Source organism: Pengzhenrongella sicca, assembly GCF_017569225.1.
In the GTDB taxonomy this organism is placed as follows: domain Bacteria; phylum Actinomycetota; class Actinomycetes; order Actinomycetales; family Cellulomonadaceae; genus Pengzhenrongella; species Pengzhenrongella sicca.
In genome coordinates this window covers 1,042,472-1,056,497 of record NZ_CP071868.1, presented here as the reverse complement: position 1 = coordinate 1,056,497, position 14,026 = coordinate 1,042,472, and the positions used below count along the sequence as shown (strand labels likewise).

The window sequence follows — 14,026 nt, the reverse complement described above, 5'->3', positions numbered from 1 at the left end:
AGCCCGGTGCGATTCGCACCGGGCTCGACGTTTTTCTCGGGGCGCACCCCGCCCGCTCAGCGCTGCTGCTGCTCGGCGGTGTACTGCGTGCGCAGCACGGTGAGCTGCGTGCGGATGCGCACGTGCAGCTCGACCGGCGCCGACTCGCGGCACGACCGGCGCACGAGCTTCTTGATGTGGTCCTCGACGTCGTACTCCGTCAGGCACGGCTCGCAGTCGGCGAGGTGCGCGCGGATCCGGTCGCCGTCCGCGTCGTCAACCTCGGCGTCGAGGAAGGCCGACAAGCGCTCGAGCGCCTCAGCGCACTCGAGGCTGCGGCCCACGTCCGTCCCGCCGAGAGCGGGCTCCGTCTCTTCCGCGCTCACGTCGTGCTCTCTTTCCCGCGCGCGTCGACGAGACCGCGGCCGCGCGCGTAGTCGCTCAGCAGTTCGCGCAGCTGGTGGCGTCCTCGGTGCAGCCGCGACATGACCGTGCCGATGGGGGTACCCATGATCTCGGCGATCTCCTTGTAGGCGAACCCCTCGACATCGGCGAGGTACACCGCGATCCGGAAGTCCTCGGGGAGCTTCTGCAACGCGTCCTTCACGTCGGAGTCGGGCAGGTGGTCGAGAGCCTCGGCCTCGGCCGACCGCAACCCGGACGACGTGTGGGAGGCCGACCGGGCGATCTGCCAGTCCTCGATCGTCTCCGCCGACGATCGCAGCGGCTCGCGCTGCTTCTTGCGGTAGGTGTTGATGAAGGTGTTCGTGAGGATCCGGTACAGCCAGGCCTTGAGGTTCGTCCCCGGCCGGTACTGGTGGAAGGCGGCGAACGCCTTCGTGAACGCCTCCTGGACGAGGTCCTCGGCGTCGGCCGGGTTCCGCGTCATGCGCAGGGCAGCGGCGTACAACTGGTCCAGGTAGACCAGCGCTTCCGTCTCGAAGCGTTCGACGCGTGCGGCGGAATCCTCGGCCTCGGGGGCCCGGTGCGTGTCCTCGGTCATCGCGGTCGAGCCTAGACCCGACGACGGGTGCAGGCCGCTCCACGGCGTCACCGCCGACAGACTCACCGCAGGCGGCGCCACCGGCCCGGGCGCGTACGGCCCGAGCGGAGGTCCGAACGCCGGCGAAGCGTCCGACCGGGACACGAGAGAACAGCTCATGATGTCGACAACCTCAGCGTGCGGGTTCACATTCCCGCCCCCGGCCACGGGCGCGTGCTGCCTTGCCGCGCGTGCTCACGGCCGCGCGAAGCACTACCGTGCCCGTATGACCGATTCGAGATTTCTCCAGCTGCTCCGCGAACAGGTCGGGCACGAGTTCGATGCTCATCAGCAGTACGTCGCCATCGCGGTGTGGTTCGACAGCCAGGACCTTCCGCGCCTCGCCCGGCACTACTACCGGCAGGCCGTCGAAGAGCGCAACCACGCGATGATGATCGTGCAGTACATGCTCGACCGGAACCTGACGATCGCGATCCCGGCCGGCAGCCCCGTGCGCAACGACTTCACCGACGTCGTCGGCCCCATCGCGCTCGCGCTGGCGCAGGAGGGCGAGGTGACCGCGCAGATCGAGGCGATCTTCCAGGCGGCCCGGGCCGAGGGCGACCCGCTCGGCGAGCAGTTCCTGCTCTGGTTCCTCAAGGAGCAGGTCGAGGAGGTCGCCTCCGCCACGACGCTGCTCACGGTCGCCCAGCGCGCCGGGACGAACCTGTTCGACCTCGAGAACTACGTCGCGCGCGAGCAGATCGGCGACGCCGGCGAGTCCGCCGACGCGCCGGCGGCCGCCGGCGGCGCCCTCTAGCCTCCGCACCCCCGCATGCAGCCCCGCCCGCTCCCCGCTCGCCTCGACCAAGGGAAGAAACCCGTGATGTTGCTCCGCCGCCTCGCCCGTCCGCTGCTGGCCTCGTGGTTCGTGACGGAGGGGCTCGACGCCGCGCGCCGGCCCGGCGCCCACGTCGCGTTCGCGCGCCCCGCCGTCGACGGCCTGCTGGCGAAGACGACCGGGATCCCGCGCCCGAGCGACGGGCAGCTGCGCACGATCATCCAGGCGCACGGCGCGGCGACCGCGCTCGCGGGGCTCGCGCTCGCGACCGGCAAGGCGCCGCGCACCGCGGCGCTCGTGCTCGCCGTGCTCACCCTGCCGATCGCGGCCGCGAGCCTGCCCGGCGGCAAGACCGCGGACGCCGCGCTGACGCCGGAGCTTCGCCGCGAGCGGCGGGACCGGTTCGTGCGCTCCCTGGCGTTCACGGGCGCCGCGCTCCTGACCGGGGTCGACACCGAGGGCCGCCCGGGCGTCTCATGGCGCCTGGCGAAGGCCCGCCAGGTCGCCTCCGCCCGCACCGGCGCGGCTGCCTCCGGCGCCGTCGAGCACGCCAAGGCCGTCGTCTCGCACTGACATCTCTCGCGCTGACGCGCTCGCCCGTCCCGGCCCGCCGGGTGGCCGCCGCCGCAGGCCTGCGCGCGCCCCCGCTAGCCTGAGCCTCATGACGACGCCCACCGACACGGCCTCCCCCAGCCCCGACGTCGCACCCGCGCGCGCGCAGGCGGACGAGGCCTGGGCCGCGCCGACGGCCGGCGGCGCGCTCGACGCGACGGTCGAGGTCCCCGGGTCGAAGTCCCTCACCAACCGCTACCTGGTGCTGGCCGCCCTCGCGGACGGCCCCGGCCGGCTGCGCGGCGCGCTGCGCTCGCGCGACACCGAGCTCATGGCTCGCGCGCTGGGCGCGCTGGGCACGCAGCTCACGAGCGCCGGGGCCGACGGAGACTGGGACGTCGCCCCCGCCCCCCTGCGCGGGCCCGCGACGATCGACTGCGGCCTCGCGGGCACCGTGATGCGCTTCCTGCCGGCGGTCGCCGCGCTCGCGACCGGCCCGATCGCCTTCGACGGCGACGACGGCGCGCGCGTGCGGCCCATGGCGCCCGTCCTGACGGCGCTCGGGGCGCTCGGGGTCACCGTCACCGCGGCCGGCGAGCCCGGCCGGCTGCCCTTCACCATCGTCGGGCGCGGGCGCGTGCGGGGCGGGGCCGTCGACGTCGACGCGTCGGGCTCGAGCCAGTTCGTCTCCGGGCTCCTGCTCGCCGCCGCGCGGTTCGACCAGGGGCTGACGGTCCGGCACGTCGGCAGCACGCTGCCGAGCCTGCCGCACATCGACATGACCGTGCAGGTGCTGCGCGACGCCGGCGTCGAGGTCGACGACTCCCGGCCCGCGATCTGGCGCGTCGCGCCGGGCCCGATCGCGGCCCGCGACGTGCGCGTCGAGCCTGACCTGTCCAACGCAGGGCCCTTCCTGGCCGCCGCCCTGGTGGCGGGCGGAACCGTCCGCGTCCCCGGCTGGCCGACCGTGACGACGCAGCCGGGCGCGCTGCTGCCCGCGATCCTCGAGCGGATGGGCGCCTCGACCCGCCTCGACGGCGACGTGCTCGCGGTCACGGGGACCGGCGTCGTGCACGGGATCGACCTGGACCTGCGGGCCGCGGGCGAGCTGGCCCCGACCATCGCGGCGCTGGCCGCGCTCGCCGACTCCCCGACGCGGCTGCGCGGCATCGCGCACCTGCGCGGGCACGAGACCGACCGGCTCGCGGCCCTGGCCGCCGAGATCTCGCGGCTGGGCGGCCAGGTCGAGCAGACGTCCGACGGGCTGGTCATCACGCCGCGGTCGCTGCGCGCCGGCACGGTGCGGACCTACCAGGACCACCGGATGGCGACGGCGGGCGCGCTGCTCGGGCTGCGGGTGCCGGGCGTGCTGGTCGAGAACGTCGCGACGACCGCGAAGACGCTGCCGGACTTTCCCGGGCTGTGGCACGGCATGCTCGGGGCGCTGGGCCGCCCGTGAGCCCGGGCAAGCGGCGCCTCGACGAGTCCGACATCCGGGTCCGGCCCAACCGGCACGGCTCGCGGCCCCGCACCAAGGAGCGACCCGAGCACGCCGACGCGATCACGGCGATGGTGACCGGCGTCGACCGCGGCCGGTACACGCTGCTCGTCGACGCGGGCGGCCCGGACGAGCACCGCGCGATCGCGATGAAGGCCCGCGAGCTCGGCCGCAACCGGGTCGTGCCGGGCGACCTGGTCGACATCGTCGGCGACACCACGGGCGACGCCGGCAGCCTGTCCCGCATCGTGCGGATCGAGGAGCGCACCACGGTGCTGCGCCGGTCGGCCGACGACACCGACGCGATCGAACGGGTCATCGTCGCGAACGCCGACCAGCTCGTGATCGTCACGGCGCTCGCCGATCCCGAGCCGCGCACGCGGATGATCGACCGCTGCGTCGTCGCGGGGTACGACGCGGGCATGGACGTCCTGCTGTGCCTGACCAAGGCCGATCTCGCCGACCCGACCGAGCTCATCGCGATGTACGCACCGATCGGCGTGGCCGTCGTCTCGACGCGCCGCGGCACGGACGGCACCATCGAGGCGCTCGACGACGTGCGGCAGGCCCTCGCGGGGCGCACGTCGGTGCTCATCGGGCACTCCGGCGTCGGCAAGTCGACGCTCGTCAACGCGCTCGTGCCCGACGCGTTCCGCGCCGTCGGGATCGTCAACGACGTGACCGGCCGAGGCCGGCACACCTCGAGCTCCGCGATCGCGCTGCGGATGCCGGCGGCCGCGGGGGCCGCGCCCGGCTGGGTGATCGACACCCCGGGAGTGCGCTCGTTCGGGCTCGCGCACGTCCAGCTCGAGCACCTGCTCGCGCCGTTCGGCGACCTGGCCGACGTCGCGCAGGAGTGCCCGCGCGGGTGCACGCACTCCGACGACGCGCCCGACTGCTGCCTCGACGAGTGGGTCGAGGCCGCCCCCGACGACGGCGTCCGGGCCGCCCGGGCCGCCCGGCTCGAGAGCTTCCGCCGGCTGCTCGCGAGCCGCAGCGGCACGATCGGCGCCGAGAACACCCCGGAGCGCGACAGCCGGTAGCCCTCGCTCGTCCCGCGCCGCTGGCCGGGGCGGGGATCGCGGGCCGGTAGCGTGGCGGGATGATCCGATCCGGGTACGACGACGACCTGCGGCTCGCCCACGTGATCGCGGACCAGGTGGACTCGGTGACGATGTCCCGGTTCAAGGCGCTCGACCTGCACGTCGACACCAAGCCCGACCGCACGCCGGTCTCGGACGCCGACCGGACGGCGGAGGAGATCGTCCGCTCGCAGCTCGCGCGGGCGCGCCCGCGCGACGCGGTGCACGGCGAGGAGCTCGAGGACACCGGGCACGGACCGCGGCAGTGGGTCATCGACCCGATCGACGGCACCGCCAACTTCATCCGCGGCGTTCCGGTCTGGGCGACCCTGATCGCGCTCATCGACGCAGGCCAGCCGGTCATCGGCCTGGTCAGCGCCCCCGCGCTCGGGCGCCGGTGGTGGGCCGCCAACGGCTCCGGCGCGTGGACCGGCAAGTCGCTGGCCGCCGCGACCCGGCTGCACGTGTCCGGTGTCGGGCGCCTCGCGGACGCGTCGCTGTCGTACTCGAGCCTCGGCGGCTGGGAGCAGCGCGGCCTGCTCGACGACTTCCTCCACCTGACCCGGCAGGTCTGGCGCACGCGGGCCTACGGCGACTTCTGGTCGCACGTCATGGTCGCCGAGGGCGCCGTGGACATCTCGTGCGAGCCCGAGCTCGCGCTGCACGACATGGCGGCGCTCGTGCCGATCGTGACGGAGGCCGGCGGGACGTTCACGTCGATCAAGGGCGTGCCCGGGCCGTTCGGCGGCTCCGCGCTGGTCACCAACGGGCTGCTACACAACGCCGCGCTGCAGATCCTCGACCCGCTCGACCGGACCAGCCCGCGCCGCCACTAGGCACCCGGGCCGGTTGTGGTCAGGATCGGTGCCTGCGACGCACGGATCCCGACCGCAACCGTGGGGCTACCGGCGCGGGACCGCGCTGGGCCTAGGGGCGCGGGACCGCGCCGGCCCTAGGGGCGCGGGACCGCGCTGGCCCTAGGGGCGCGGGACCGCGCTGGCCCTAGGGGCGCGGGACCGCGCCGGCCCTAGGGGCGCGGGACCGCGCCGAGCTCGCTCGCGTCGTACCAGAGCAGGTCGCGCTCGTCGAGACGCTCGACGTCGGCCGGCGCGCCGGCGAGCGCGGCGGTGACGTCCGCGGCCGCGGCGGGCTCGTCCACGTGGCCGCACGCGATCGCGTCCCACGGCACGGCGACGACGACGTCGACCGCGCTCGGCGCCGCGTCGTCGTCGTGCACGGGAACGACGTCGCCGGCCGCCACGTCGGCCGTCAGCACGAGCCGCAGGCGCGGCGCGTCCGGGCTCGTCCGCAGCAGCTCGAGAGAGTCATCGGCGGCGGCGAGCTGGGCCGCGAACTCCAGGCCCTCGTCGTCGTCGTCCGGAAAGAGGGCCCGAAGCCCCGGGGTCACCGCGTGCGCCCGCCGCGGGACGAGCGGCGGCCGGAGCCCGGCGTCGGACGGGGCGAGGTCGAGCAGGCTGGCCGGGAGGTAGATGCGCACCACCCCAGTCTGCCCCGTCAGCGGCCCGCCCCACGCCGCCGCGCCCGCCGCCCGCGGGCCGGGACCGGCGCGTGCGGCACCTTGGGCTGCGCCGCGATCGCCGCCGCGAGCGCCGCGATCGCGCGGCGGGCGGGCGCCCCCGGGGCCGACTCCCGCAGCGCCGTGCCGCGCAGCGTCGCGGCGTCCACCGCGAGGCGGTCGTCCGGCACGAGGTGCGGATCCCGCACGCCGGCGTAGCGGGCGAGGGACTCGCGCACGCTGGCCCCCGGCCGGGGTCCGGCCGCCGACGCGCGCAGCCTGTTCACGACCACGAGGCGCCGCGCCGCGCCCGCCGTCGGCAGAAGGGCGAGGTCCGCGAGCCCGCGCACCAGGCGCTGGATCCCCACGGGGTCGCCGCTGCCTACCACGACGACGACGTCGGCGGCCTCGAGCGCCGACAGCGTCGCCGCGTTCCGGCGCGGCGCCCGGGTGTCGTAGCTCAGCGCCTCGTCCTGCTCGAGGCAGAAGCCACAGTCGATGACGGTCCACGCCGCGAGGTCCCTGGCCCGCTCCCACACCACCTCAAGAGCCGCCTCCCCCAGCTCGGGCCAGCGGTTCGCGCGCGAGATCCCGGTGAGCACGCGCAGGCCGGGCAGCAGGCGCGGGGTCAGGCGCGCCAGCGCCGCCAGGTCGAGCCCGCCCTGGCCCGCAGCGCGGGCGGCGGCCGCGAGCCCCGGCGACTCGTCAAGCATCCCCAGGAGCTGCGCGACCGTGCCGCCGTAGGTGTCGGCGTCGACGAGCAGGGCCCCGCCCGGGGCCAGCGCGGTGAGCTCGGCGGCCAGGTTGATCGCGACGGTGGTCCGGCCCGGCGCGCCGGCCGGGCCCCAGACGGCCACGACCAGCCCCGCCGGCGCGGGCGCGAGGTCGGCCGGGCCGGACTCGGCGCCGTCGTCGGACGCCGCGGAGCCGTCGTCGGACGCGACGGGCCGGGCCGTCGGCTCGCCGCCGGCCGGAGCGGTCGACGCCGGTCGCGCCGCCGGGGCGCCGGAGGTCCCGCCGGTCTCCGCGAGGGCGAGCACGGCGGCCACGAGCGCGGCGGGCGACACGGACCCACCGAGCACGGCATCGACACCGAGCGCGAGCATGCGCTCGTCGTGGCCCGGACCGGGCTCGGTCAGAACCAGCACCCGGACCCCGGCGAGGTGCAGCTGCGCGACCGCGTCGCGGTCCAGGTGCGGCAGGTCCGCCGAGACCACGGCCAGGGCACCCACCCCCGCCGCCGCGGCTGCCAGCAGCTCGGCCAGGTCGGCGCAGCGCCGCTCGACGCTGAGCTGCCCGGACGCGCCGTCGAGCGCGGTCACGACCCCCGTCTCGCCCTGGCCCCGGACGGCGCAGAGCACCCCGACCGACATCCGCGCCTACCCGCCCGAGCCGGGGACGAGGACGACCCGGACGGACCCCTCCGTGGCCAGCGCGCCGAGGATGGCCGGCAGGTCCCCCGTCGGCACGAGCACGTGCACCGTGGACGTCCCGCCGACGGCGAAGCCCCCGCTCGGGCGCGCGACCTCCGCGACGTCGAGCGCGGACGCGAGCAGGTGCGGCTCCTGCGCCGGCACCCCGTCGCGGGCCTCGGGGATCACCCAGAGGTCGACGAGGGCCCCGGGGACCATCCCGGCCGGTGGCTCGTCCGCGACCGCGATGGGGACGGGGCGCACGTCCAGGGAGCCCGCAGCGCCGACGGCCGAGGCCGGCACCAGCTCGCCCCGCTGGACGGTGCGCAGCACGACGAGACCCGTCGGCGGCGCCGCGGTCGCGGGGAGGTAGCGGGCGGCCTCGGCGTCGTCGAGCCGGACCTGGGCGACCGTCAGGTCCGCCGCGTCGAGGCGATCACCCGCGGTCAGGGTCGCGCTCGCGAGGTAGACCGGGGTGCTCGACGCCGCGGTCGAGACCGCCCACGAGCCGAGCGCCATCGCCCCGACGATGATGAGAAGCCCCACGAGCAGTCGTGGGTCGCGCCATCCTGGCCGGCGCAGCCGCGCCGCGACCGGACTCGCCATCTCGGCAGCCAACGTGTCCATGCCCGTGCTCCCCCTGCTCGGCCGTCTCCTCGACGCGTCCCATCACCTCGACGCGCCCAATCGCCTCGACGCGCCCAATCACCTCGAGGAGTCCCATCATGGGCGTTCTGCGGCATTTGCGCAGGAACTGCTGTGGACGGTGCCGTCGCCGAGCGCGAACGTGCCAGACTTCCCCCATGGCTGCCCGGTTCCTCACCCTCGCGGACGTGACCGAAGTGCTCAACATCTCCGCCGCGCAGGCCTACTCGCTCGTGCGCTCGGGCGAGCTCCCCGCGATCCAGGTGGGCGGCCGGTCGCAGTGGCGCATCGAGACGGTCGAGCTCGAGGCGTACATCACCCGCATGTACGCGCAGACGCGAGCCCGGATCGGGTCCGAGTCGCTCGCTCAGTCGGAGCCGTCCACCGACTGAGCCGGCTGCCCGGCGTCGCGCGCTAGTCGGAGCGGACCACCCGCAGCGCGGCGAAGGGGACCGTCCACATCGGTGCGCCGCTGCGCGGGGCATCGACGCCCGTGACGAGGTCCAGGTGATCCGCCCCCACCAGCTCAATCCGGCCGGCGAGCTCGGCCCACTCCGTCGCGAGCCGAACGGTCGCCCGGTCCCGCGAGAGCGCGCGCAGCACTGACCCGAGGCCCAGCCGGCGGGCCACCGCGCCCGGCGCCGGCGCGGCCCGGACGGGCAGGCCGCGCACCGCGATGACCGCCTGCAGCGGAACGAGTGCCCGCCGGCCGCCGTCGCCGACGAGCGCCCAGTCGGCCCCCAGGTCGACGAGCTCCCCCGCGATGGTCGCGCCGCCGGCGACCAGCAGCGCGACGTCCGCGCCGCGCGCCGAGCGAAGACGGTCCGCGAGCAGGACGGTGGCCCGCTCCGCGCGGGTCAGCTCGGAGATCTCCGCGGCGCGGTCGGCCGCCAGCGCGGCCTCGAGCTGCGCCTCCAGATCTGCGAACAGTGCCTCCCACCGCATGAGACCACGGTACGACGGGCACCCCCCGAGCGTGCGGTGGCGGCCTGCGGGCCGGCGCCAGCGCTCGGCCGGCCGGCCGAGCCACGCCGGGCCTGCTGTCCACCGATGTCGCCTCCCGGCCCGCCACCCCTGGACAGACGCGCCCGGTCGGGCGATGCTGGACCGCCTACGGCAAACAGCACCAAATTGCACCAAACGACATCCGGAGGCATCCATGGCCCGCATCGCTCGTCCGCCGGCGTCGACCGGCTCAGGCGCCCCGCGACCGACGGGCCTGCCCGCGCGGGGCCGGCTCGCGCCAGGACCGCTCGCTCTCGGCGCACTCGGGGCCGGCGCCGTCACCGCCGGCGCCTTCGCGGCGGCCCTGCTGTGGCGGCTCGCCGTGCTCGCGCCCGCGCGGCCCGCCGAGGCGCTGCGGATCGATCAGCTCGTCGAGCTCGGGGTCCTCGCCGCCGGCGTCGCCATCGCGTGCTGGCTCGCGCTCGGGGCGGCGGTCGCCGTCGGCTGCGCCGTCAGTCAGGCGTTCGGCCGCACCTGGTCCGGGGGCGAGCGGTTCGTCGCACGGCGCGCCCCCGCGCTCGTGCGCCGGCTCCTCGTGCTCGCGGTCGGCGCGGGGGTCGGCGCCTCGGCCGCGATCGTCCCGGCCGGCGCGCAGGACGTCGCGCCGCCCGCGGACCTCGGCTGGGCCGTGACGCTGCCGACCGGACCCGCGATCGACCAGACCGCGGCCGCGCCAGCGTCCCAGCCGGCACCGGCACCGGCACCGGCGAGCGCGCCGCCGACCGCGGTGGCGCCGGACGCGGTAGTAGCGCCGCAGGCAGTGGTCGCGCCGGAGGTCGTCGTCGTCCGGCCCGGCGACAGCCTGTGGCGGATCGCCGCAGAGAGCCTGCCCGCGGGCGCGAGCCCGGCGGAGATCGCGGCGGCGTGGCCGCGCTGGTACGCCGCGAACCGCTCGACCGTCGGGCCGGACCCGGGTCGGATCCATCCGGGCCAGGAGCTCACGGCCCCAGCGACGGACGCGTCGGGCGAGCTGTCATGACCGCGCCGACCGTGACCGCCGACGATGCCGCGGATTCGCCGTCCCCGGTGCGGGCCCGGCTCGTCCCGACCGGGGCGCCGCCGGCGCAGCTGCTCGCGCCGGCCGGTCCCCCGCTCGCGGTGGCGCCGGCCCCCAGCCCCGTCCGGGAGCTGGCCGGCGGCCTCGGCGCCGACGCACCCGGACGCCCGCGTCGGCCGAGCCTCGCCGGGGCCGACGGGCCGCTGCCCGACCCGACGGCGCTGTGCTGCGCCGTCGTGCAGGCTGCGGTCGAGGCGCTGCGCGGCACCCGGCCGCTCGCCCAGCTCTGCCGGTGGGTGTCGCCGGAGATCTACGAGCAGCTCGAGATCCGATCCGAGCTGACGCGTCGGGTCCTCGGCGTGGGCTCGCATCGCGCCACGATCCGCCGGATCCGCCTGTTCCGGCTCGGTGAGGGCGCGGCGGAGGCGACCGTCGTCGTCGACGACGGGCCGCGCGTGCGCGCCGTCGCCATCCGGCTCGAGGGCCACCGCGGCCAATGGCGCGCGACGGCCCTCGAGATCGGCTGAACTGAGATCGGCTGAACTGAGATCGGCCCCGCCGTCAGCGCTTCTTGCGCGCCTGGCGCTCGGCCTTGCGCCGGGCCTCACGGTTCGCGGCGGCCGCCGCTGCCGTCCCCGCGTCGGCCTGGTCACCGGCGGCACCGTCGTTCGCGGTGACACGCACCGCGCCCCCAGCGTCGCCGTCGACGCTGGGCGCCGAGTACTGCAGCGGCGCGCTGCGGTCGGGGCCGTCGAGGCCCTTCGCGACGAGCGTTCCGGCGGCGCGCCGGCCCGAGGCCGGTCCCTTCGCCTCGCGGCGGGTCGCCGGCGCCGCGTCGTCGGTCGGAGCCGCGTCGTCCACCGGGGTTACGTCGTCGGTCGGTGAGTCCTGCGTCGACGCGTCGGCGCTCGGCCGCGTCCGAGCCGCGCCGGCGCCCGCGCCGACCGCTGCCTGCGCCGCCGACTCGGCCGTGATGACCGGGGCCTGACCTGCCTCCGCCTCGGGCTCGGCGACCTTGACCTCCAGGTTGAACAGGTAGCTGACCGACTCCTCCTTGATGGCGTCGGTCATCGCACCGAAGAGCTGGAAGCCCTCGCGCTGGTACTCGACGAGCGGATCGCGCTGGGCCATCGCCCGCAGGCCGATGCCCTCCTTGAGGTAGTCCATCTCGTACAGGTGCTCGCGCCACTTCCGGTCCAGCACGCTGAGCACGACGCGCCGCTCGAGCTGGCGCATGTTCTCGCTGCCGATCCGCTCCTCGCGCTCGGCGTAGGCGAGCGTCGCGTCGCTCGTGACCTCCGCCACGATGAGCTCGGCCGAGACCCGCGTGGGCCCGCCCGCCTGCTCGACGACCTCGTCCGGGGTGATCGAGACGGGGTAGATGGCCTTCAGCGCGGTCCAGAGCGAGTCCAGGTCCCAGGTCTCCGGGCTGCCGTCCGACGTCGCGCCCTCGACGTACGCGGCGAGCACGTCCGCCGTGAAGTGCTGGATCTGGTCTTCCATGTCTTCGCCCTCGAGCACGCGACGGCGCTCGGCGTAGATGACTGACCGCTGGCGGGAGAGCACGTCGTCGTACTTGAGCACGTTCTTGCGGATCTCGAAGTTGCGCGCCTCGACCTGCGACTGCGCGCTCGCGATGCCGCGCGTGACGATCCGCGACTCGAGCGGCAGGTCGTCCGGGAAGCCGGCCCGCGTCATGAGCGACTCGGCCATCTGCGAGTTGAACAAGCGCATGAGGTCGTCCTGCAGCGACAGGTAGAACCGGGACTCACCCGGGTCGCCCTGGCGGCCCGACCGGCCGCGCAGCTGGTTGTCGATCCGGCGCGACTCGTGCCGCTCCGTGCCGAGCACGTACAGCCCCCCGAGCTCGACGACCTCGTCGTGCTCCGCCGCGACGGCGTCCGTCGCGCTCGCGAGCGCAGCGGGCCAGGCGGCCTCGTACTCGTCGGCCTGCTCGGCCGGGTCCAGCCCGCGCGAGGCGAGCTCGGCGACGGCCATGAACTCGGCATTGCCCCCGAGCATGATGTCGGTGCCGCGGCCGGCCATGTTCGTCGCGACCGTCACCGCACCCTTGCGCCCGGCCTGCGCGATGATCGAGGCCTCCCGCGCGTGCTGCTTGGCGTTGAGAATCTCGTGCGGGACGCCCTGCTTCTTCAGCTTGCTCGCGAGCAGCTCGCTCTTCTCGACGCTCGTCGTCCCGACCAGGACGGGCTGGCCGGCGGCGTGCCGCTCGACGATGTCGGCGACCACGGCGTCGTACTTGCCGCTCTCGTTCTTGTACACCAGGTCGCCGAGGTCGAGCCGGCGCATGGGCTTGTTCGTCGGGATCGGCACGACGCCGAGCTTGTAGGTGCCGGAGAACTCGGCGGCCTCGGTGTCGGCGGTCCCGGTCATGCCCGCGAGCTTGGTGTAGAGCCGGAAGTAGTTCTGCAGCGTGATCGTGGCGAGCGTCTGGTTCTCGGCCTTGATGACCACACCCTCCTTGGCCTCGATGGCCTGGTGCATGCCCTCGTTGTACCGCCGCCCGGCGAGCATCCGGCCGGTGTGCTCGTCGACGATCAGCACCTCGCCCTTCATCACGACGTAGTCCTTGTCGCGCTTGAAGAGCTCCTTGGCCTTGATCGCATTGTTCAGGAAGCCGATGAGCGGGGTGTTGAGGGACTCGTAGAGGTTCTCGATGCCCAGGTAGTCCTCGACCCGCTCGATACCGGGCTCGAGGACGCCCACGGTGCGCTTCTTCTCGTCGACCTCGTAGTCGCGATCGGCCTCGAGGCGCCGCACGACCTTGGCGAACTCGGCGTACCAGCGGTTCGCGTCGCCCGAGGCGGGGCCGGAGATGATCAGCGGCGTGCGCGCCTCGTCGATGAGGATCGAGTCGACCTCATCAACGATCGCGAAGTTGTGGCCGCGCTGGACGAGCTCCTCGGTGCTCCACGCCATGTTGTCGCGCAGGTAATCGAACCCGAACTCGTTGTTGGTGCCATACGTGATGTCGCAGGCGTACTGGGCGCGGCGCTGCGCGGGCGTCTGGCCCGTGAGGATCACGCCACTCGTGAGCCCAAGAAAGCGGAAGACTCGACCCATGAGCTCCGACTGGTAGGTCGCGAGGTAGTCGTTCACCGTCACGACGTGCACCCCGTCGCCGCTGAGCGCGTTGAGGTACGCCGGCAGCGTCGCGACGAGCGTCTTGCCCTCGCCGGTCTTCATCTCGGCGATGTTGCCGAGGTGCAGGGCCGCGCCGCCCATGAGCTGGACGTCGAAGTGCCGCTGGCCGAGGGTGCGCTGGGCGGCCTCACGGACGGCCGCGAACGCCTCGGGGAGCAGATCGCCCAGGTCCTCGCCGCCAGTGATGCGGGCCTTGAACCGGTCGGTCTCCTCGCGCAGCTCGGCGTCCGAGAGGGACGTGAAACTCTCCTCGAGCGCGTTGACCTGGTGGGCGATGCCGGACAGCTTCTTGACGATCCGGCCCTCGCCGAAGCGAAGAACCTTCTCGAGGATCGCAGGCACGCATGACTCC

At 75.0% G+C, this 14,026-nt stretch carries 15 protein-coding genes; 8 read left to right on the top strand and 7 right to left on the bottom strand.

Translation table 11 applies throughout. The features are described 5' to 3' along the window. Window positions 1-56: 56 nt before the first annotated feature. Both rsrA and J4E96_RS04695 read right to left on the bottom strand, forming a co-directional pair. On the bottom strand, window positions 57-365 hold the full coding sequence (gene rsrA / locus J4E96_RS04700; protein WP_227424629.1) for a mycothiol system anti-sigma-R factor: 309 nt from the start codon (window positions 363-365) through the stop codon (window positions 57-59). Then, complete coding sequence (locus J4E96_RS04695) at window positions 362-1,141, bottom strand: sigma-70 family RNA polymerase sigma factor (RefSeq protein WP_319637741.1); 780 nt, start codon at window positions 1,139-1,141, stop codon at window positions 362-364. Before J4E96_RS04695 ends, rsrA begins: the two co-directional genes overlap by 4 nt. A 106-nt stretch (window positions 1,142-1,247) precedes the next feature. On the opposite strand from J4E96_RS04695, the gene J4E96_RS04690 reads away from it, so the two are divergent. The 5 genes from J4E96_RS04690 to hisN all read left to right on the top strand — a co-directional run bounded on the left by J4E96_RS04690 (window position 1,248) and on the right by hisN (window position 5,770). Next, complete coding sequence (locus J4E96_RS04690) at window positions 1,248-1,781, top strand: ferritin (protein ID WP_227424627.1); 534 nt, start codon at window positions 1,248-1,250, stop codon at window positions 1,779-1,781. Window positions 1,782-1,847: 66 nt separating this feature from the next. After that, window positions 1,848-2,375, top strand: a complete 528-nt coding sequence (locus J4E96_RS04685; RefSeq protein ID WP_227424626.1) for a DoxX family protein — start codon at window positions 1,848-1,850, stop codon at window positions 2,373-2,375. A gap of 88 nt (window positions 2,376-2,463) precedes the next feature. Further along, window positions 2,464-3,813 (top strand): 3-phosphoshikimate 1-carboxyvinyltransferase, encoded by a 1,350-nt coding sequence (gene aroA, locus J4E96_RS04680; RefSeq protein ID WP_227424625.1) that lies wholly within the window; start codon window positions 2,464-2,466, stop codon window positions 3,811-3,813. After that, entirely contained in the window at window positions 3,810-4,895 is a 1,086-nt protein-coding gene (gene rsgA, locus J4E96_RS04675; protein WP_227424624.1) for a ribosome small subunit-dependent GTPase A, read from the top strand. The genes aroA and rsgA overlap by 4 nt, the downstream gene beginning before the upstream one ends. 59 nt (window positions 4,896-4,954) lie before the next feature. Then, window positions 4,955-5,770: a histidinol-phosphatase gene (gene hisN, locus J4E96_RS04670; protein ID WP_227424623.1), complete on the top strand. Its 816-nt coding sequence runs from the start codon at window positions 4,955-4,957 to the stop codon at window positions 5,768-5,770. 191 nt (window positions 5,771-5,961) lie between these two features. Here the strand turns inward: hisN and J4E96_RS04665 are convergent, their stop codons facing one another. From J4E96_RS04665 to J4E96_RS04655, 3 genes are read right to left on the bottom strand one after another with little or no spacing between them, the layout of a single operon-like run. Then, entirely contained in the window at window positions 5,962-6,432 is a 471-nt protein-coding gene (locus J4E96_RS04665; protein WP_227424622.1) for a DUF6912 family protein, read from the bottom strand. A 17-nt stretch (window positions 6,433-6,449) separates the two neighbouring features. Then, window positions 6,450-7,823 (bottom strand): AAA family ATPase, encoded by a 1,374-nt coding sequence (locus J4E96_RS04660; protein WP_227424621.1) that lies wholly within the window; start codon window positions 7,821-7,823, stop codon window positions 6,450-6,452. Between the two features lie 6 nt (window positions 7,824-7,829). Beyond that, on the bottom strand, window positions 7,830-8,489 hold the full coding sequence (locus J4E96_RS04655; RefSeq protein ID WP_227424620.1) for an SAF domain-containing protein: 660 nt from the start codon (window positions 8,487-8,489) through the stop codon (window positions 7,830-7,832). A 176-nt stretch (window positions 8,490-8,665) separates the two neighbouring features. Between J4E96_RS04655 and J4E96_RS04650 the strand changes: the two genes are divergently transcribed. Continuing rightward, the gene (locus J4E96_RS04650; RefSeq protein ID WP_227424619.1) at window positions 8,666-8,899 is read left to right on the top strand and encodes a helix-turn-helix domain-containing protein; all 234 of its coding nucleotides are present in this window, start codon (window positions 8,666-8,668) and stop codon (window positions 8,897-8,899) included. A 22-nt stretch (window positions 8,900-8,921) separates the two neighbouring features. On the opposite strand, the gene J4E96_RS04645 is transcribed toward J4E96_RS04650, so the two are convergent. Beyond that, window positions 8,922-9,452, bottom strand: a complete 531-nt coding sequence (locus J4E96_RS04645; protein ID WP_227424618.1) for a hypothetical protein — start codon at window positions 9,450-9,452, stop codon at window positions 8,922-8,924. Between the two features lie 214 nt (window positions 9,453-9,666). On the opposite strand from J4E96_RS04645, the gene J4E96_RS04640 reads away from it, so the two are divergent. Both J4E96_RS04640 and J4E96_RS04635 read left to right on the top strand, forming a co-directional pair. Then, window positions 9,667-10,491, top strand: a complete 825-nt coding sequence (locus J4E96_RS04640) for a LysM peptidoglycan-binding domain-containing protein (RefSeq protein ID WP_227424617.1) — start codon at window positions 9,667-9,669, stop codon at window positions 10,489-10,491. Next, window positions 10,488-11,036, top strand: a complete 549-nt coding sequence (locus J4E96_RS04635; RefSeq protein ID WP_227424616.1) for an Rv3235 family protein — start codon at window positions 10,488-10,490, stop codon at window positions 11,034-11,036. Before J4E96_RS04640 ends, J4E96_RS04635 begins: the two co-directional genes overlap by 4 nt. 34 nt (window positions 11,037-11,070) lie before the next feature. On the opposite strand, the gene secA is transcribed toward J4E96_RS04635, so the two are convergent. Further along, a complete protein-coding gene (gene secA / locus J4E96_RS04630) occupies window positions 11,071-14,016 on the bottom strand; it encodes a preprotein translocase subunit SecA (protein WP_227424615.1) in 2,946 nt (981 codons plus the stop codon). Window positions 14,017-14,026 lie beyond the last annotated feature (10 nt).